The sequence below is a fragment of the Halorubrum sp. ASP1 genome (assembly GCF_005435135.1).
Lineage (GTDB): Archaea > Halobacteriota > Halobacteria > Halobacteriales > Haloferacaceae > Halorubrum > Halorubrum tropicale.
In genome coordinates this window covers 36,886-54,788 of the sequence record NZ_SGUA01000012.1, presented here as the reverse complement: position 1 = coordinate 54,788, position 17,903 = coordinate 36,886, and the positions used below count along the sequence as shown (strand labels likewise).

Here is a 17,903-nt window from a genome sequence, read left to right as displayed (position 1 = left end):
CCGAGCCGGTCGAACCGTGGTGGACGGCGCCCGCCCCTGAGGTCGTCGGCGTGGACATCAGCGGCCGCCACGAGGAGGGCGGCGAGTACCTGATGGTCGCGGCCGCGGTCCACGCGCGGATCGACTCCTCGCGGATCCGGTCGGTCGAGGGGATGGGCTTCGCCGCGGCGCGCGAGGGCCCGACGCTGGAGGCGACCGTCGCGCTCGCCGCGGAGGCGGTCGGCGACCTCCCGACGCCGCCGGAGGGACCGGTCGTGGCCGAGGGCGGCGAGTTCTACGAGGAGCCGGCGGCCCGCGTCGGGCTGAGCTTCCAGCCCGAGTTTAAATACGTCGAGAGCATAGGCGAGCGCGAGACAGTGCAGGCAGCACACCACGCCGCGTACGCCGCGCGCGAACTCCTGTTATGAGCGGGAGCGCCGGGAACGCGGACGGCGAGGCCGAGGCGCCGACCGGGAGCCGCCGCGCGATCGTCGCCAAGCGCGTCGACTCGGGCGAGGCCGACCTCGCGGAGATATCGCAGCTCGCGGCCGCCGCGGGGTACGAGGTGGCAGGCGAGCTCACCCAGACGCGCACCGAGGACGCCGCGTTCATGTTCGGCGAGGGGAAGGTCGCGGAGCTGCGCGACCTGGTCCGCCGGACCGACGCCGAGGCGGTCATCGTCGACAACGACGTGGGGCCGTACCAGACGTTCAACATCGGCGGGGTGCTCCCCGAGGGCGTCGAGGTCGTCGACCGGTTCACGCTCATCCTGGAGATATTCGGCCAGCGCGCCAACACTCGGAAGGCACAGCTCCAGGTCGAGCTCGCGGAGCTCCGCTACGAGCTGCCGCGCGCGGAGGCGAAGGCGAGCCTCGCGAAGCGCGACGAGCGGCCCGGGTTCATGGGGCTCGGCGAGTACGACGAGAGCGTCGAGCGCGACATCAAACGGCAGATATCGGAGATCCGCGACGAGCTCGAATCGATCGCGGAGAAGGAGGAGGCGCGCCGCGAGCAGCGCCGCGACTCCGGCTTCGAGCTGGTCGCGCTCGCCGGGTACACCAACGCCGGGAAGTCGACGCTGATGCGCCGGCTCGCCGACGAGCTGGCGGTCGACGAGAACGACGACCGACACCGCGACCTCGACACCACCGCCGAGTCGCAGGACATGCTGTTCACGACGCTCGGCACCACGACCCGCCGGGCCGAGATGGAGAAGCGCGACGTCCTCCTCACCGACACGGTCGGGTTCATCTCGGACCTCCCCCACTGGCTGGTCGAGTCCTTCGAGTCGACGCTCGACTCCGTCTACCGGGCCGACCTCGTGCTGCTCGTCGTCGACGCGAGCGAGCCGGTCGCGGAGATGCGCGAGAAGCTCGTCACGAGCCACGACACCCTCTACGAGCGCAACGAGGCGCCGGTCGTCACCGTGTTCAACAAGGTCGACCGGCTGGCGCCCGGCGAGCTGGCGGAGAAGCGCGCCGCGCTCTCGGGCGTGGCGCCGGACCCGATCGCCGTCTCGGCGAAGACGGGCGCCGGCGTCGCCGAGCTCCGGGACCGCGTCGAGGACGAACTGCCGGACTGGGAGCGCGAGCGACTCGTGCTCCCCGTCTCCGACGACGCGATGAGCCTCGTCTCGTGGGTCCACGACCATGGGTACGTCGCCGAGGAGACGTACGCGGGCGACCAGGTGACCGTGGACTTCGAGGCGAAGCCCTCGATCGTCGCCCGCGCCCGGGCGAAGGCGGCCGAGGTCTCGGCGCCGCCCGCCGAGGAGTCGGCCTGACCGCGACCGCCCGGCGGCGGTCGACGGCCAGCTGCGATCGGCTGTCGCTCGGCGAAGGCGCGGACAAAGTATACGAGTCTCCGCCGGCCATACGATGTCATGGACGACTCCGGGAACGAGGAGGGACTCGTCGACGGCGACGGGGACGCCGTCCCGCCGCCGGCCGACTTCCGGAACGAGGCCGCCGCGAACGACCCCTCGGTGTACGAGCGGTTCGACCGGGAGGGCCCCGAGGCGTGGCGCGAGGCGGCCGACCTCCTGACGTGGGACCGGGAGTACGACGCCGTCCTCGACGACTCCGAGCCGCCCTTCTACGAGTGGTTCACCGGCGGGAAGCTGAACGCGTCGGCGAACTGCGTCGACCGCCACCTCGACGACCGCCGGAACCAGCTCGCGATCCGCTGGTTCGGGAAGCGGGGCGAGCGGCGGTCGTACACCTACCTCGACCTCCACCGCGAGGTGAACGCCCTCGCGGCCGGCCTCCGCGACCTCGGCGTCGAGGAGGACGACGTGGTCACGCTGTACCTGCCGATGATCCCGGAGCTCCCGATCGCGATGCTGGCGTGCGCGCGGATCGGCGCGCCGCACAACGTCGTCTTCGCGGGGCTGTCCGCGGAGGCGCTCGCAACGCGGATCGACGCCGCCGACTCCGAGTACCTGGTCACCTGCGACGGCTACTACCGCCGCGAGGACGCCTTCAACCAGAAGTCGAAGGCGGACAACGCCCGGATCCGCGCCGAGAGCGAGCTGTCGGCCGCGGTCGTGGTCGACCGCCTCGGCGACGAGCTCGCCGTCTCGCTGGGCGACGACGAGCACGAGTACGACGCGCTCGTGGCCGCGCACGACGGCGAGACGGTCGAGCCCGTGGCCCGCGACGCGACCGACCTGCTGTTCGTGATGTACACCTCGGGGACGACCGGGCGGCCGAAGGGGGTCGAGCACGCGACGGGCGGGTACCTCGCGCACGTCGCGTGGACGACGCGGACGGTCCTGGACGTGCGGCCCGACGACACCTACTGGTGCGCGGCCGACATCGGCTGGATCACGGGCCACTCCTACGGCGTGTACGGCCCCCTCGCGACCGGGACGACCACCGTGCTGTACGAGGGCTCGCCCGACTACCCGGACCGGGACCGCGTCTGGGACCTGATCGAGCGCAACGCGGTGAGCGTCTTCTACACCTCGCCGACCGCGATCCGGTCGTTCATGAAGTGGGGCGCGGAGTACCCCGAGTCCCACGACCTCTCGTCGATCCGCCTGCTCGGCACGGTCGGCGAGTCGATCACGCCGAAGGCGTGGCGCTGGTACCGCGACCACGTCGGCGGCGGCGACGCGCCGGTCGTCGACACCTGGTGGCAGACCGAGACCGGCGCCATCGCGCTCGCCACGCTGCCCGGGGTCACGCCGATGAAGCCGGGGAAGGTCGGCCCGCCGCTGCCCGGGATCGACGCCCGCGTCGTCGACGAGGACGGCGACCCGGCCGACCCCGGCGAGTCGGGCTACCTCACCATCGCCTCGCCGTGGCCCGGCATGCTGCGCGGGCTCCGCGAGGGCGACGAGCGCTACCTGCGCGAGTACTGGCTGAACGGCGAGGACGGCTGGCGCTACCGCACCGGCGACGGCGCGGCCGTCGACGAGGACGGCTACGTCACGATCCTCGGGCGCGTCGACGACGTGATCAACGTCCGTGCGCAGCGGTTCAACACGGGCGAACTCGAGGCGGCGATCGTCGACGCCGAGGGCGTGACCGAGGCGGCGGTCGTCGGCGACGACGACGGCCGGATCGTCGCGTACGTGACGACGAAGAGCGGCGTCGAGCCCGGCGAGCGCCTGCGCGACGCCATCGCGGACCGGGTGGCGAGCGCCGTCGGCGACGTGGCCCGCCCCGACCGGATCGTGTTCACGCCGGAGCTCCCCAAGACGCGTTCCGGGAAGATCATGCGGCGGCTGCTGGAGGACATCGCCCGCGGCGAGGAGTTCGGCGACGTGAGCGCGCTGCGAAACCCGGAGGTCGTGGGGGAGATCGAGTCGACCGTCCGAGAGACGAGAAACTGATAGCGGTTTCTCTTTTTCGGCTATGAAGCGTGTCGTGGTTACTTGCCGGTGGGGTCCGTATCGAGGGTATGGGAACGAACGTCTTCGCGGCGGACGCGGTCCACGCCCGTCGCCGCGCGGTGGTCAAGACGCTGTGCTACCGGGCGCTGATGGTGACGATCACGGTCGCGGTCGCGTGGCTCGTCGTCGGCGACGTCGGTCAGGCGGCGAGCATCGGCCTCGTGACGAACGCCGTGAAGACGCTCACGTACTACGGCTACGAGCGCCTGTGGGACCGCGTCGCCTGGGGCGTGAGTCCCTCCGGGTGACCGGCGGACGTAGTTTCGGAATACAACAAAGAAACGAAACTAATCATTCCGCTGTTTGTCTTCATGCGACGGGGGTTCCGAGGATATACGGTCGAGACCGACAAGAAAGACCGACTTCCGGAACAGTTTTGTTTCGGCTGCTTGTTGAGTTCCGAAACAAATGGTGGACGGCCTCGACGCGGACGCCTACGACGCGCTCGTCACCGCCGCGGAGACGTATCGCGCGGCGCTCGTCGTCAGGCTGGCGGGCGAGGCCGGCCTCCGGACCGAGGAGATCACCCGCGTCGCCCCGCGCCACCTGCGCGAGCCGGACTCGGTCGCGGGCGCGCGCCTCCTCGCGGTGCCCGCGGCGGACGGCGACGAGGGCGGGGACGCCGGGTCGACCGCGCTCGGCGGGGAACAGATCGACCGCGAGACCGTGGTACCGGCCTCGCTGGCCGCCGACCTCGACCGGTACGCGACGAGCCAGGAGCTCGCCGACGACGAGTCGTACGTCGACGTCTCGCCGCGGCGCGTCCAGATGATCGTGAGCGAGACAGCGGCGCGGGCGGCGGGCCTCACCGACGGCGCGGTCGACGAGCGGGTCACCCCGAGCGCCCTCCGGAAGACGTTCGCCCGGCGCCAGCTCGTCGACCGCGGCGTCGACCCGCGGGCCGTCCGCGACGCCGGCGGCTGGGAGTCGCTCGGCACCCTCGACCCGTACCTCGACCCGCTCGACGGGGAGGCCCTCGCGACCGCCATCGCCGGCGACGGGCGGTCCGACGACGGGAGCGCGGAACGGGGCGGAACGACCGCGTTACCGGGGTTCGAGGCGCTCGCAGACCCGGGGGCGGCCGCCCCCGCCGCGGCCGTCGTCGAGGGGCTGGTCGACGCCGACCGCTGGGCCGAGGCGTGGGTCGTCCGCCGCGCGGTCGGCGGCGGGCGGGCGGACGTGACCGCCGCGGCCGGCGTCGACCGCGAGGCGCTCGCGGACCGCGGCGTCGCCGCCGCCGGTCCGTGGCTGGACGCCGTCACGGACGGCGCGCCGGCGACGACCGACGGTCGCCAGGAGACCGACGGACGGCCCGCGGTGGCGGTGCCGGCGGCCTCCGACGGCGCGATTCACGGCGCGCTCTGCGCCGTCGCGGCCGACGGCGACGCGGTCGACGAGTCGGAGCGCCGCGCGCTCGCCGCCCTCGGCGGCTGCCTCGGCCGCGCGATCACCGCCGAGCGGTGGCGGGAACTGCTCCACTCCGACGCGGTCACCGAGGTCGAGTTCCACACCGGCGACGACGGTGCGTTCCTCGCCCGGGCGAGCGACCGCCTCGGCTGTCGGATCGAGTTGGCGTCGACGGTCGACGTCGACGACGACGTGTCCCGCGCGTACCTCTCCGTCGAGGGGGCCCGCCCGCAGGACGTCGCGACGGCCGTCGAGGCGTCGCCGGGCGTCTCCGACTTCCGGGTGATTGAGACCCGCGAAGAGGGCTGTTCGGCGTCGGTCCGGCTCGCGGACGGGTCGCTGGTCAGGGCGCTCGTCGACCACGGCGCGACCGTGCGCGACGCGTCCGCCGCCGAAGGGCGGGTCCGCGTCGTCGCCGACTTCCCCGAGGGAACGAACGTCCGCCCGGTCGCGGACGGGCTCCGCGACCGGTTCGCTGACGTCAGGCTCGCGAGCAAGGAGTCGGTCGCGCGCTCGCCGCGCACGGAGTCGGCGCTGCGGGACGGGGTCGCGGACCGCTTCACCGACCGGCAGTGGGCGGCGCTGTCGGCGGCGTACCACGGTGGCTACTTCGACTGGCCGCGCGGGAGCACGGCCGAGGAGGTGGCCGACGCGATGGGCGTCTCGTCGCCGACGTTCCACAACCACCTCCGGAAGGCCCAGCGGGCCCTCCTCGACGGCGTCTTCGAGGACGAGGCCGACCGGCCGACCCGGAGGGACGACGGGCGGGCGACCCCGCCCGGCGAGTGAGCGGTCGGCGCCCGGGTCGCGAGGGGGTCCGACGGTGCGAGCCCCGCGCTTCCGGGGCGGAATCCTTCACGATTTTTCGTATTTAGCGTCAGCGTTTATATGCCGATATTGGTTGGATACGACCGTACCATGACAGAGGGAGACGGCCAACTGGAAGCGAGATTAGCGGAGCAAGAGGTGTTCGAGCCGTCGGAGTCGTTCGTCGAGCAGGCGAATGTGTCCGACCCGGAGATATACGAGGAGTTCGAGGAGAACTGGCCCGAGTGCTGGGAGACGGCCGCCGACCTGCTGGAGTGGGAAACCGACTACGACCAAGTGCTCGACGACAGCAACCCCCCATTCTACGAGTGGTTCACGGGCGGCGAGCTGAACGCGTCGGCGAACTGCCTCGACCGACACCTCGACGAGCGCGGCGACGAGGCCGCCATCGAGTGGGTCGGCGAGCCCGTCGACGAGGACGACCGCACGTACACGTACGCGGAACTCCACCGCGAGGTCAACGAGTTCGCGGCCGCCCTTCGGGAGCAGGGCGTCGAGGAGGACGACGTGGTCACGATGTACATGCCGATGATCCCGGAGCTGCCGATCGCGATGCTGGCGTGTGCGCGCATCGGCGCGCCGCACAGCGTCGTGTTCGCCGGGTTCTCGGCCGACGCGCTCGCGACGCGGATGAACGCCGCGGAGTCGGAGTTCCTCGTCACCTGCGACGGTTACTACCGCCGCGGCGACCCGCTCGACCACCTCGACAAGGCGAACGAGGGGCTCGCGGGCGTCGAGCACGACACGACCACGGTCGTCGTCGACCGGCTGGGGCCGAACGGCGACGGCTTCGGCCACGACCTCGGCGACGACCAGGTCGACTACGACGACCTCGTGGCCGACCACGAGGGCGCCGAGGTCGAGCCGGTCACCCGCGACGCCGAGGACATGCTGTTCCTGATGTACACCTCGGGCACGACGGGGCAGCCGAAGGGCGTGAAACACACGACCGGCGGCTACCTCTCGTGGGTGTCGTGGACCTCGCAGTCGGTCCTCGACATCGAGCCGGATGACACGTACTTCTGCTCGGCCGACATCGGCTGGATCACCGGCCACTCGTACATCGTCTACGGACCGTTGGCGCTCGGGACGACGACGATGATGTACGAGGGCACGCCCGACCACCCGGAGCGCGACCGGCTCTGGGAGATCGTCGAGGAGCACGAGGCGACCCAGCTGTACACCGCGCCCACCGCGATCCGCGCGTTCATGAAGTGGGGCGCTGAGTACCCGGACCGCCACGACCTCTCCTCGCTGCGCCTGCTCGGCACGGTCGGCGAGCCGATCAACCCGCGCGCCTGGAAGTGGTACTACCAGCACATCGGCGACGAGGAGTGCCCCGTCGTCGACACGTGGTGGCAGACCGAGACCGGCGGGATGATGGTGACGACGCTGCCCGGCGTCAAGGACATGAAGCCCGGCGCCGCGGGGCCGCCGCTGCCGGGGCTCGACGTCCAGATCCTCGACACGCTCGGCGACGAGGTGGATCCCGGCAAGGCCGGCTACCTCACGGTACAGAAGCCGTGGCCCGGCATGCTCCGGACGCTGTACAACAACGACGAGCGCTACATCGAGGAGTACTGGGCCGAGTACTCCGACACCGACAGCGACGACCCCGACGACTGGGTGTACTTCCCGGAGGACGGGGCGAAGATCGACGACGACGGCTACATCACCGTCCTCGGCCGCGTCGACGACGTGCTCAACGTCTCCGGCCACCGGCTGGGGACGATGGAGATCGAGTCCGCGATCGTCGGCGTCGAGGGCGTCGCCGAAGCCGCAGTGGTCGGCGGCGACCACGAAATCAAAGGCGAGGCGGTGTACGCCTACGTGACCACGGAGGACGGCTACGAGGGCACCGACGAGCTCCGCGAGGCGATCGTCGCCGGCGTTGAGGACGCCATCGGGCCGATCGCCCGCCCCGAACAGGTCGTGTTCACGCCGGACCTGCCGAAGACTCGGTCCGGCAAGATCATGCGGCGCCTGCTCGAGAACATCGCCGACGGCGAGGAGCTCGGCAACACCAGCACGCTTCGGAACCCCGAGATCGTCGAGGAGATCCAGAAGAAGGCCGACGCCGAGTAGCGCTCGGCGAGCCGTTTTCCGTTTGTTCCGTCCGCGACCACGGCGGACCGCACGACGGAAACCATCACGAAAAAACCACACAGACAAGCTCACAACGGACCAAAACATGACAGATAATACCTCACGCGAAGAAGGCGACGCGGTCACCGATAGTGGCCGCGCGGCCGGCGAAGCAGCCACCGACGGCGGCAGCGCGACCGGCGACGCTGCCACCGACGGCGGCGTCGCGACGTCGGGAGCCGCACAGGCGCACAGCAACACCGACTACCTCGGGGCGGAAGTGAACATCCTGAACCCGAGCACGCCGTACATGCGCGATCACCTCCGCATCGTCTGGACGGGGTTCGCGATCTGGGTCCTCGCGGTGTGGGGGCCGGTGACCCTGACGAACCTCGCGCCCGGCGTGATGACGCAGACGATGCCGATCTTACAGTTCCCGCTCCACTACTTCCTCGTCGCGTTCGGCGCGCCGACCAGCGCCCTCGTCCTGGCGTTCTGGTACTCGCGAAAGCGGGACGCGCTGGACGAGAAGTACGGCATCGAGCACGATGACGTCGCGGCGACCGACGGAGGGGTCGACGAATGACGGCGGGCTCGCTGCCCCTTCAGAGCGAACTCCTCCCCGAGGCGCTCGACATCTCGTTCAAAATCGGGCCGGCGCTGCTCGTGATCGGGATGCTGGGGCTGTTCCTGACGATCGGGTTCGTCTTCCGCGTGGCCGACACCGACGACATGTGGGTCGCCGGCCGGTCCATCGGGAACGTCGAGAACGGGATGGCGATCGGCGCGAACTGGATGTCCGCGGCGTCGTACCTCGGGATGGCGGCGTCGATCGCGCTGGCGGGCTTCTACGGGCTGGTGTTCGTCGTCGGCTGGACGACGGGCTACTTCATCCTCCTCATCTTCCTCGCGGCGCAGCTGCGCCGGTTCGGGAAGTACACCGCGCCCGACTTCGTCGGCGACCGGTTCAACTCCGACACCGCGCGCGCCATCGCGGCGGTGACGACGTTCCTCATCGGCTTCGTCTACGCCATCGGGCAGGCGAAGGGGATGGCGCTGGTCGGCCTGTACATCTTCGGCAACTACGGGGGGCTCATCCCGGGCCTCGACGGGTACCAGGTGATGGTCGTCGCGATGATGGTCGTCACCGTCGGCTACCTGACGCTGTCCGGCATGCTGGGCGCCACGAAGAATCAGGCGGTCCAGTACGTCATCCTCATCCTCGCGTTCGTCGTCGGGCTGTTCGTCGTCGGCTACACGAACGGCTACTCCACGGTGCTGCCGCAGCTGGAGTACGGCGCGCTGATCAGCCAGCTCGGCAGCGAGTTCTCCGAGCCGTTCGCCGGGTCGAGCTACTACCTCTGGGTCGCGACGACGTTCTCGCTCATCGTCGGCACGTGTGGGCTCCCGCACGTGCTCGTCCGGTTCTACACGGTCGAGAGCGAGCGGACGGCCCGCTGGTCGACGGTCTGGGGGCTGTTCTTCATCTGTATCCTCTACTGGAGCGCGCCCGCGTTCGCGGCGTTCGGCACCGACCTCTACTCGCAGAACGTCGGCGCCACGTACGGCGACCCCGGCATGACGAGCGCGGCCAGCGAGGTCATCGTCGTGCTGGCGGCGCAGCTGTCCGGGCTGCCGGAGTGGTTCGTCGGCATCGTCGCGGCGGGCGGTATCGCCGCGGCCATCGCGACGGTCGCGGGGCTGTTCATCGCCGGCTCGTCGGCGATCAGCCACGACATCTACACGAACATCATCAACGAGGACGCGACGCAGCGCCAGCAGATCCTCGTCGGCCGCCTCTCGATCGTCGCCCTGGGCGCGCTGACGACGCTGGCAGCGCTCAACCCCGCCTCGTCGATCGCGGCGCTCGTGGGTTACGCGTTCTCGCTCGCCGGCTCCGTGCTGTTCCCGATGTTCTTCCTCGGCATGTGGTGGGAGAACGCCAACCGGCAGGGCGCGCTCGCCGGGATGACGACCGGGCTGACGCTCTGGGCGATCCCGATGATCAACCAGATCGTCCCGACGTACATCGGCTCGCTGGAGGCGCCGCTGTCGACGGGGCTCGCGACGTGGATGCCCGCCATCGGCTCTGCGCTCATCACGCTCCCGATCGTGTTCGTCGTTACCATCGTCGTCTCGATGGCCACGGACGAGCCGTCGCTCGAGACGAAGCGGATCGTCCGGCAGTGTCACAGCCCCGAGCCGATGGGGCAACAGGAGACCGCCGAGGACGTCGTCGCCGCGGACGGCGGCGAGGACGTGGCGACCGATGGCGGCCGCGCAGTGGACGACGCGGCCGCCGAGGGTGACCGCGCAGTGGACGACGCGGCCGCCGAGGGTGACCGCGCAGTGGACGGCGCTGCCCCCGACGACACCACGGAGGGGGAGCGGTGATGTACGAACGCATCCTCGTGCCCACGGACGGTAGCGACGTCGCGGAGGCCGCGGTCGACCACGCGCTCGACCTGGCCGAGCGGTACGACGCGGAGGTCCACGCGCTGTACGTGGTCGACATCGACTCCGTGAACTTCAGCCTCGGCACCGAACAGGTCGACCGGCTCAAGCAGGGTCGGTTCGACGAGATGGGCGAGCTGAAGGAGCGGGCCGACGAGGCGACCGGCGCCGTCGCCGACCGCGCCGGTGAGCGCGCGGTCGACGTCGTCGAGCACGTCTCCGGCGGTCGCCCGCACAAGGTGATCGGCGACTACGCAGAGGAGCACGGTATCGACCTCATCGTGATGGGCAGTCACGGCCGGGCCGGCGTGCGCCGCGCGCTGCTCGGCAGCGTCACCGAGCGCACGCTGCGCTCGACGCACGTCCCCGTCCTCGTCGTCGACTACCTCGAAGAAGACTGAGGTCGCCGCGCCGGGACCGCCTCTCCCGGACCGAGAACCGCTTCGTCGCGCGGACGGCCCCGCGCGATTCCGCAAGGCCGACGTACCCCTTCACGCACACTCTATCCATGCCCGACTCGGACGCCGCGGAGACGCCGAACGACGAGACCGACCCGAGCGTCGCCGACCGCGCCCGGACGGTGCTCAGCGAGAACGGCACCGGCATGGCGCAGGACCTGCTGTTCGCGCTCGCGTGGGTGGGGCTCGCGTCGCTGCTGTACGACTTCGCCTTTCCGACGGCCCCGCGGTGGGTGCTGTACATGTTCATGCTCGCGGGGATCCCGGCGTACTTCGGCTTCTTCATCTCGCTGGAGGTAGCCAAGGAGCGCAGCGCCCGGTAGCGGGGGCGCTCGGCGACGCTCGGGTCGCGTCACCCGCGCGTCACCCGGCGAGTTCACGGATGTCCGACACGTCGAGCAGCCGCTCGTCCGGGTCCAGCGCGGCGCGGTACGACGCCCGGGCGACCGTGCCGACGGCCAGCGGCCGCGCCTCGCCCAGCCGCGAAGCGATCGGCCGCGCGCTCGCGAGGAACCGGAGCACGCGGTCGGCGACGCCCGGGAGGTGCGGCTGTCCCTCGCCGTACACCGGGCCCGGGCGGAGCGTCACGACGTCGAGGTCGAGGTCCGCGATGGACGACTCGGCGCGGCGCTTCGCCGTCAGGTAGGCGCTCCGCACGCCGGGGGGCTTCGCCGCCGCGGAGAGGAAGACGAAGGCGTCGACGCCGGCGCGTTCCGCCTCCAGCGCCGTCAGGACGGCCGCGTCGCCGTTGACCCGTTCGAAGGTGACCCCGTCGCTCGGCGACTCGGTGAGCGTCCCGACCGCGTGGACCACGGCGTCGACGCCGTCGAGGCGGTCGCGCCAGGCGTTCGGGCGAAAGAGGTCGGCGCTCGTCCACGAGACGGCGTCCGCCCACTCGGCGTCGACGTCGGGGCGGCCGCTCCGCGAGACGCTGCGGACCTCGTGGCCGTCGCGGACCGCGAACCGGCAGACGTCGCGCCCGATGAAGCCGCTGCCGCCGACGACGAGGAGGGTGGCCATGTCGCGGCATATGCGCCGCCCCGCCTTGGGGCTTCGGGACGCCGCGCGGGGGAGGAAAGCGCCGTTCGGCGCCGGTCAGCGGCGGAGGAACCCGAGGAGCCGGTAGTCGCCCTCGGGGTCGTACCGGCGGAACAGGAGGCTGTTCGTGAGCACGGACACCGACGAGACCGCCATCGCCCCGGCCGCGAGGACCGGCTGGAGCAGCCCGAGCGACGCGAGCGGGATCATCGCGGTGTTGTAGCCGAGCGCCCACACGAGGTTCTGTTTGATCTTCTGGAGCGTCGCGTCCGAGACGCGGATCGCCTTCACCACGTCGAGCGGGTCGTCGCGCATCAGCGTCACGTCCGCGGCCTCGATGGCCACGTCGGTCCCGGAGCCGATGGCGGTGCCGACGTACGCGACCGCCAGCGCGGGCGCGTCGTTGACGCCGTCGCCGACCATCATCGCCCGGCGGCCGTCCGCCTGGATCGCCTCGACGGCGTCGGACTTGTCTTCGGGGAGGACACCCGCGCGGACGTTGTCGGGGTCGATCCCGACCCGCTCGGCCACGGCGCGGGCGGTGCGTTCGTTGTCGCCCGTGATCATCATCACGTCGACGCCGCGCTCGCGGAGCTGGCCGACCGCGCGCTCCGCGCTCGGCTTCACCGTGTCCGCGTCGGCGACGACGCCGAGGAGTTCCCCGTCCTCGTCGCCGGCGGGCAGGCGGGCGACGAGCATCGCCGTCTTGCCCTCGCGTTCGAGCCGCTCCATCGTCTCCGCGGCGGGCGCGGCGTCGACGCCGGCGTCCCGCAGCAGCTTCCGGTTGCCGACCAGCACCTCGTCCCCGTCCACGGTCGCTCGCACGCCGTGTCCGGGTACGTTCTCGAACTCCTCGGGGTCGGCGAGGTCGAGGCCGCGCGACTCGGCGCCCTCGACGATGGCGCGGGCGAGCGGGTGTTCGCTGCCGCGCTCCGCGCTCGCGGCGAGCCGGAGGACCTCGTCCTCGGGGGCCTCGGCGCCGCCACCGGCCGCCGAGCCCTCGTCCGCCGCGTCGCCGCGCTCGGCGACGGTCCCGCCGTCGGCGACGGTCCCGCCGTCGTCACCGACGGCGACCACGTCGGTGAGTTCCATCTCGCCAGCCGTGAGCGTCCCCGTCTTGTCGAACACGACGGTGTCGACGTCCTTCGCGCGCTCGAGCACGTCGCCGCCCTTGAACAGGACGCCGTGTTGCGCGCCGATGGTGGTCCCGACCATCGTCGCGGCCGGCGTCGCGAGCCCCAGCGCGCAGGGGCAGGCGATCAGGACCGACGAGGCGAAGACGACGACCGCGAACTCGAACGTCGAGACGGTCCCGCCGACGGGGCCGCCGGCGACCTGGCCCCACAGCGGGAGCCGGTCGACGAACCCGGCGAGCGCCTCGGGGAAGAGGAACCAGACGACGCCCCACAGCAGCGCGTTCGCGATGACCGCGGGCACGAAGTACGCGGAGATCCGGTCCGCGAGGTTCTGGATGTCGGGCTGACGGGACTGCGCCTCCTTGACGGTCTGGACGATCTGCTGGAGCGCGGTGTCGGCGCCGACCTTCGTCGCCTCGACCACGAGGAGCCCGTTCTCGTTGATGGTGGAGCCGACGACCTCGTCGCCCTCCGACTTCTCGACGGGGACGGACTCGCCGGTCACCATCGACTCGTCGACGGCGGACTGGCCCTCGACCACGACGCCGTCGGTCGGGACCTGCTCGCCGGGGCGGACCTTCATGCGGTCGCCGACCTCGACCTCCTCGATCGGCACCTCGCGTTCGGTCCCGTCCCCGTCGACGAGGGTGGCGGTGTCGGCCTCCATCTCCAGCAGCTTCCGGAGCGCCTCGCCGGCCTGCCCCTTCGAGCGGGCTTCGAGGTAGTTGCCGAGGGTGATGAAGACGAGGATGAGCGCCGCCGTGTCGAAGTAGACGCTCCCGGCGACCAGGTCGAGGAGGACGGCGACGGAGTAGACGTACGCCGTCGTCGAGCCCAAGGCGATCAGCACGTCCATGTTGGCGCGGCCGTTCGTGACGAGCGCCTTGTAGGAGTTCACGTAGAAGGGCCGGCCGAGCACGACCTGTACCGGCGTCGCGAGCGCGAACTGGGCCCATACGGCTCTGACGCCGAAGATGCGGTCGGGCACCACCGCGCCACCGAGGAGCAGCTTGTCGACCATGAAAAAGAGGAGGGGCGCGGACAGCGCGGCGCCGAACAGCGTCAGCCGGAGCTGTTTGCGGATCTCGGCGTTTCGCGCGGCGTCCCGCGCGCTCTCGCCCGATCCCTCGCCTTCGCCGTCGGCCGTCTCGCCGTCGCCCTCTCGGACCGGGGAGTAGCCCGCGTCCTCGACGGCGTCGTACAGCGCCGACAGCGAGGTCTCGGCGGGGTTGTACCGCACCTGCGCCTCGTCGGTCGCGTAGTTCACGTCGGCCTCGACGACGCCGGGCACGGACTCCAAGGCGTCGCGGTTGGCGTCCGCGCAGTTCGCGCACGTCATGTCGGTGATCGCCACGGTCGCCGTCTCGGCCACCGCGCCGTAGCCCGCCGACTCGATCGCGTCGTAGATTGCGGCGAGCGAGGTCGCCTCGGGGTCGTACTCGACCGTCGCCTCGTCGGTCGCGTAGTTCGCGTCCGCCCGCGAGACGCCGTCGAGCGACCCCACGGCGTCGGACACGCTCGCCGAGCAGTTGGCGCAGCTCATCCCCGTGATGTCGAGGTGGGTGGTCCTGGTGCTCATCTTGGGTAGTCTTACGGGCTACACCCTTAGTGCGTTTTCCACTTCGAAACCAAAGGTTCGAGCGGCCGATTTCTTCGGATCGAAAGCGATCTCGGTGCCGTGAGCCTGATCGAGATCCGCCGAGCCCGGGATCGAGCGGAACGACGCCGCCTCCGCGGGGGAGCGAGTCTTCGAAACCGCGGTCGACGGAAGGCTATTGGACGCGGCGCCCCTCCCCGAGGTATGGCTCGCGTGGAGCGACTCACGGTGTTTCCGGTGAAGGGGTTAGACGGGGTCGACGTCGAGGCCGCACGGGTCCTCGACGGCGGGACGCTGGAACGCGACCGCGAGTTCGCGCTGTTCGACGCCGACGGCGATGTCGTCAACGGGAAGCGGACCGACCGGGTCCACGACCTCGCGACCGACTTCGACCCCGAGTCGGGCGCGCTGCGGGTCGAGACGCCCGACGGGGCCGTTCGGCGGTTCGATCTGGAGGCTGAGCCGGCCCGCGCCGCAGCGTGGTTCGGCGACTTCTTCGACGCGGACCTCCGGCTCAGGCGGGACGAGTCGCTCGGGTACGTCGACCGCCGGGACATGGGCCCGTCGGTCGTCAGCACCGCGACGCTGGAGGCGGTCGCGTCGTGGTTCGACGGGGTGACCGTCGACGGCGCGCGTCGCCGGCTCCGGGCGAACGTGGAGGTCTCGGGCGTCCCGGCGTTCTGGGAGGACCGGTTCGTCGGCGAGGGGGCGCCGGCGTTCGAGATAGGCGGCGTCCGCGTCGAGGGCGTGACGCCGTGCGGGCGGTGCGTCGTCCCCGAACGCGATCCCGACACCGGCGAGCCGACCCCCGAGTTCCGCGAGCGGTTCGTGCGGCGCCGCGAGGCGACGTTCCCCGAGTGGGCCGAGGCGGACGCGTTCGACCACTACTACTCGCTGACGACCATCGCGCGGATCCCGGAACGCCACCGCGGGGAGACGATCCGCGTCGGCGACGAGGTCGCGGTCCGCGAGTGAGCCTCGTCACTCGAGCGCCGCCGATCGAGCGGCGGAGACCTTCGTATGGGCCGAATACGCGCGCCACAGCGCGTGTGACTGCGGTCTGCCGCAGCACACAACACTTATGACCACGTCGGGAGAGAGTTAGGACGCGATGGCGACAGGCAAGGTCGACTTCTTCAACGACACCGGCGGCTACGGATTCATCGAGACTGACGACGCTGACGAGGACGTGTTCTTCCACATGGAAGACGTCGGCGGCCCGGACCTCGAGGAGGGACAGGAGGTAGAGTTCGAGATCGAGGAGGCGGACAAGGGTCCGCGCGCGACGAACCTCACTCGGCTGTAGCTCGGTCGCGGCATCCGCTACCGACGAACTCGGACAGCTCTCGAAACGCGTTCCCCGTATATCATCACCGCGAGCCGCGGCGCCGCCGTTTTGGTCGCCGGACCCGAATCGCCGGCCATGGAGCCCGCCGACCGCGACGCGTTCGTCGCCGAGAACCTCGACCGCTACGCCGAGACCCAGGGCGTCCTCCCGGAGCGCTTAGCGGAGTTCGGCGAGGCGTACCGGTCGCAGGGACACCTCACGCGCGAGCAGCTGTACGAGATCGCCTACGAGTCCTCGACTCGGAGCGCCTATCACGTCGAGAAGAACCCCGAGTCCCGGTGCCGCGAGGTGACGCGGAACGCCCGCGCCGTGGACGGTGACTTCTCGACGATCCACCTGATCACCGGTCTCGCCGGCTTCAAGGCGCCGACCGCCTCGTGCGTGCTCGCGGCGCTCGACGGCGACCGCCACGCCGTCGTCGACACGCGCGTCTGGGCGTCGTTAGAGCGGCTCGGCTACCTCGAGGGCCGGAAGGAGTCGTTCGACGCCGACGATTACGTGACGATGATCGAACCCATCCGCGACATCGCCGCCGAGACCGGACACCGCGCGGTCGACGTAGGGTACGCGCTGTTCGCGCACGACGCACACGTCCGGGAGGGGACGCTTCACTGACGCCACGGACCGGTGCGCGGGGACCGCGCCGGTTGCGGCGACGCTCGACGACCGCCTACAACGGGTACTCGACGCCGGTCGCCTCGGTCGAGTACGCCCAGAGCTCCCGGGCGTCGTCGCGGTCGTAGGAGGCGTCGTTCGAGCGCCCCACGGTCGGGTGCCCGCGCATGTTCATCAGCCCGCCGGGTTCGACGTAGGCGCCGCCGTCGACGTCGGCCGTCGCCGCGTACAGCATCGGCTCGACCCCGACGTCGGCGTCTTGGCCCAGCACCGCGTTCGCGGCCTTCATCCCGACCTTCATCAGGGGGTTCCCGCTCTCCTCGGCGGTGCGCAGCTGGAGGTTCGTGTCCGTGTAACCCGGGTGGCAGGCGACGCTGCGGATCCCCGGACCGTCCCCCTCGTCGTCGGCCGCGTCGAGGCGGCGCTGGAGCTCGTAGGCGAACAGCAGGTTCGCGAGCTTGCTGCGCCCGTACGCCCGCCACTTCCCGTAGGAGCGCTCCCAGTTGAGGTCGGAGAAGTCCATCTCGCCCTGCTCGTGGGCACCGGACGACTGGGTGACGACGCGCGCGTCGCCGCCGATTCCCTCGGCGTCGGCGAGGAGGTCGAACAGCCGCCCCGTGAGCGCGAAGTGGCCGAGGTGGTTGACGCCGAACTGCGTCTCGAACCCGTCCTCGGTCTCGCTCCGCGGGATGGCCATCACGCCGGCGTTGTTACAGAGGGCGTCGACGGCGTCGTAGTCGTCCGCCAGCCCCTCCGCGAACGCCCGCACCGAGTCGAGCGAGGCGAGGTCGCACTCGCGGACGTCGAGGTCGCCGTCGAGGCTTCCCCGGACCTCGGACCGGATCTCGTCGGCCGCGTCCTCGGCGCGCTCGACGCTCCGACACGCCATCACGACGGTCGCGCCCTTCGCGGCGAACTCTCGCGTGCCCGCGTAGCCGAGCCCGCTGTTCGCGCCGGTGACGACCACCGTCTTCCCGTCCAGTCGCGGCATCTCGTCGGCCGTCCAGTCCGTCATGGATCGAGAATGGGGCGTCGCAGTGAGAAACCTGTCGGCGGGCGA

Annotated in this window: 16 protein-coding genes; 13 read left to right on the top strand and 3 right to left on the bottom strand. The window is 71.0% G+C overall.

Annotated elements, in window-relative coordinates:
• The first annotated feature begins 50 nt into the window (after positions 1 to 50).
• From EXE48_RS15395 to EXE48_RS15350, 10 genes are all read left to right on the top strand, one after another.
• Positions 51 to 407: a DUF2209 family protein gene (locus EXE48_RS15395; protein ID WP_077152264.1), complete on the top strand. Its 357-nt coding sequence runs from the start codon at positions 51 to 53 to the stop codon at positions 405 to 407.
• Positions 404 to 1,762 carry a GTPase HflX gene (hflX, locus tag EXE48_RS15390; protein WP_053771235.1) on the top strand — a complete coding sequence of 453 codons (1,359 nt, stop codon included), beginning with the start codon at positions 404 to 406 and terminating at the stop codon, positions 1,760 to 1,762. The genes EXE48_RS15395 and hflX overlap by 4 nt, the downstream gene beginning before the upstream one ends.
• A gap of 99 nt (positions 1,763 to 1,861) precedes the next feature.
• Complete coding sequence (acs, locus tag EXE48_RS15385) at positions 1,862 to 3,817, top strand: acetate--CoA ligase (protein ID WP_053771234.1); 1,956 nt, start codon at positions 1,862 to 1,864, stop codon at positions 3,815 to 3,817.
• Between the two features lie 68 nt (positions 3,818 to 3,885).
• Positions 3,886 to 4,125 carry a DUF2061 domain-containing protein gene (locus EXE48_RS15380; protein WP_053771233.1) on the top strand — a complete coding sequence of 80 codons (240 nt, stop codon included), beginning with the start codon at positions 3,886 to 3,888 and terminating at the stop codon, positions 4,123 to 4,125.
• Positions 4,126 to 4,285: 160 nt separating this feature from the next.
• A complete protein-coding gene (locus tag EXE48_RS15375) occupies positions 4,286 to 6,073 on the top strand; it encodes a bacterio-opsin activator domain-containing protein (RefSeq protein ID WP_137711982.1) in 1,788 nt (595 codons plus the stop codon).
• A gap of 129 nt (positions 6,074 to 6,202) precedes the next feature.
• A complete protein-coding gene (gene acs, locus EXE48_RS15370) occupies positions 6,203 to 8,197 on the top strand; it encodes an acetate--CoA ligase (protein ID WP_137711981.1) in 1,995 nt (664 codons plus the stop codon).
• Positions 8,198 to 8,303: 106 nt separating this feature from the next.
• Positions 8,304 to 8,783: a DUF4212 domain-containing protein gene (locus EXE48_RS15365; RefSeq protein ID WP_053771230.1), complete on the top strand. Its 480-nt coding sequence runs from the start codon at positions 8,304 to 8,306 to the stop codon at positions 8,781 to 8,783.
• Complete coding sequence (locus EXE48_RS15360) at positions 8,780 to 10,591, top strand: VC_2705 family sodium/solute symporter (protein ID WP_121599395.1); 1,812 nt, start codon at positions 8,780 to 8,782, stop codon at positions 10,589 to 10,591. Before EXE48_RS15365 ends, EXE48_RS15360 begins: the two co-directional genes overlap by 4 nt.
• Positions 10,591 to 11,052 (top strand): universal stress protein, encoded by a 462-nt coding sequence (locus tag EXE48_RS15355; RefSeq protein ID WP_053771228.1) that lies wholly within the window; start codon positions 10,591 to 10,593, stop codon positions 11,050 to 11,052. Before EXE48_RS15360 ends, EXE48_RS15355 begins: the two co-directional genes overlap by 1 nt.
• A gap of 107 nt (positions 11,053 to 11,159) precedes the next feature.
• Positions 11,160 to 11,432 (top strand): DUF8119 family protein, encoded by a 273-nt coding sequence (locus EXE48_RS15350; RefSeq protein ID WP_053771227.1) that lies wholly within the window; start codon positions 11,160 to 11,162, stop codon positions 11,430 to 11,432.
• Positions 11,433 to 11,472: 40 nt separating this feature from the next.
• Here the strand turns inward: EXE48_RS15350 and EXE48_RS15345 are convergent, their stop codons facing one another.
• Both EXE48_RS15345 and EXE48_RS15340 read right to left on the bottom strand, forming a co-directional pair.
• Entirely contained in the window at positions 11,473 to 12,129 is a 657-nt protein-coding gene (locus tag EXE48_RS15345; protein WP_137704327.1) for an NAD-dependent epimerase/dehydratase family protein, read from the bottom strand.
• Between the two features lie 75 nt (positions 12,130 to 12,204).
• Positions 12,205 to 14,862 (bottom strand): heavy metal translocating P-type ATPase, encoded by a 2,658-nt coding sequence (locus tag EXE48_RS15340; RefSeq protein WP_137711980.1) that lies wholly within the window; start codon positions 14,860 to 14,862, stop codon positions 12,205 to 12,207.
• A 222-nt stretch (positions 14,863 to 15,084) separates the two neighbouring features.
• Between EXE48_RS15340 and EXE48_RS15335 the strand changes: the two genes are divergently transcribed.
• The 3 genes from EXE48_RS15335 to EXE48_RS15325 all read left to right on the top strand — a co-directional run bounded on the left by EXE48_RS15335 (position 15,085) and on the right by EXE48_RS15325 (position 16,843).
• Positions 15,085 to 15,855 carry an MOSC domain-containing protein gene (locus tag EXE48_RS15335; RefSeq protein ID WP_137704325.1) on the top strand — a complete coding sequence of 257 codons (771 nt, stop codon included), beginning with the start codon at positions 15,085 to 15,087 and terminating at the stop codon, positions 15,853 to 15,855.
• A 136-nt stretch (positions 15,856 to 15,991) separates the two neighbouring features.
• A complete protein-coding gene (locus tag EXE48_RS15330; protein ID WP_004045866.1) occupies positions 15,992 to 16,186 on the top strand; it encodes a cold-shock protein in 195 nt (64 codons plus the stop codon).
• A 117-nt stretch (positions 16,187 to 16,303) separates the two neighbouring features.
• Entirely contained in the window at positions 16,304 to 16,843 is a 540-nt protein-coding gene (locus tag EXE48_RS15325; protein ID WP_053771223.1) for a hypothetical protein, read from the top strand.
• 55 nt (positions 16,844 to 16,898) lie between these two features.
• Here EXE48_RS15325 and EXE48_RS15320 read toward each other — a convergent pair whose 3' ends face one another.
• On the bottom strand, positions 16,899 to 17,858 hold the full coding sequence (locus tag EXE48_RS15320; protein WP_077152263.1) for an oxidoreductase: 960 nt from the start codon (positions 17,856 to 17,858) through the stop codon (positions 16,899 to 16,901).
• Between the last annotated feature and the right edge of the window lie 45 nt (positions 17,859 to 17,903).

Excerpts from the sequence above, each read along its gene's own strand:
- hflX (WP_053771235.1), top strand. The coding sequence starts at position 404 with ATGAGCGGGAGCGCCGGGAACGCGGACGGCGAGGCCGAGGCGCCGACC.
- acs (WP_053771234.1), top strand. The coding sequence starts at position 1,862 with ATGGACGACTCCGGGAACGAGGAGGGACTCGTCGACGGCGACGGGGAC.
- EXE48_RS15380 (WP_053771233.1), top strand. The coding sequence starts at position 3,886 with ATGGGAACGAACGTCTTCGCGGCGGACGCGGTCCACGCCCGTCGCCGC.
- EXE48_RS15375 (WP_137711982.1), top strand. The coding sequence starts at position 4,286 with ATGGTGGACGGCCTCGACGCGGACGCCTACGACGCGCTCGTCACCGCC.
- acs (WP_137711981.1), top strand. The coding sequence starts at position 6,203 with ATGACAGAGGGAGACGGCCAACTGGAAGCGAGATTAGCGGAGCAAGAG.
- EXE48_RS15365 (WP_053771230.1), top strand. The coding sequence starts at position 8,304 with ATGACAGATAATACCTCACGCGAAGAAGGCGACGCGGTCACCGATAGT.
- EXE48_RS15360 (WP_121599395.1), top strand. The coding sequence starts at position 8,780 with ATGACGGCGGGCTCGCTGCCCCTTCAGAGCGAACTCCTCCCCGAGGCG.
- EXE48_RS15355 (WP_053771228.1), top strand. The coding sequence starts at position 10,591 with ATGTACGAACGCATCCTCGTGCCCACGGACGGTAGCGACGTCGCGGAG.
- EXE48_RS15350 (WP_053771227.1), top strand. The coding sequence starts at position 11,160 with ATGCCCGACTCGGACGCCGCGGAGACGCCGAACGACGAGACCGACCCG.
- EXE48_RS15345 (WP_137704327.1), bottom strand. The coding sequence starts at position 12,129 with ATGGCCACCCTCCTCGTCGTCGGCGGCAGCGGCTTCATCGGGCGCGAC.
- EXE48_RS15340 (WP_137711980.1), bottom strand. The coding sequence starts at position 14,862 with ATGAGCACCAGGACCACCCACCTCGACATCACGGGGATGAGCTGCGCC.
- EXE48_RS15335 (WP_137704325.1), top strand. The coding sequence starts at position 15,085 with ATGGCTCGCGTGGAGCGACTCACGGTGTTTCCGGTGAAGGGGTTAGAC.
- EXE48_RS15330 (WP_004045866.1), top strand. The coding sequence starts at position 15,992 with ATGGCGACAGGCAAGGTCGACTTCTTCAACGACACCGGCGGCTACGGA.
- EXE48_RS15325 (WP_053771223.1), top strand. The coding sequence starts at position 16,304 with ATGGAGCCCGCCGACCGCGACGCGTTCGTCGCCGAGAACCTCGACCGC.
- EXE48_RS15320 (WP_077152263.1), bottom strand. The coding sequence starts at position 17,858 with ATGACGGACTGGACGGCCGACGAGATGCCGCGACTGGACGGGAAGACG.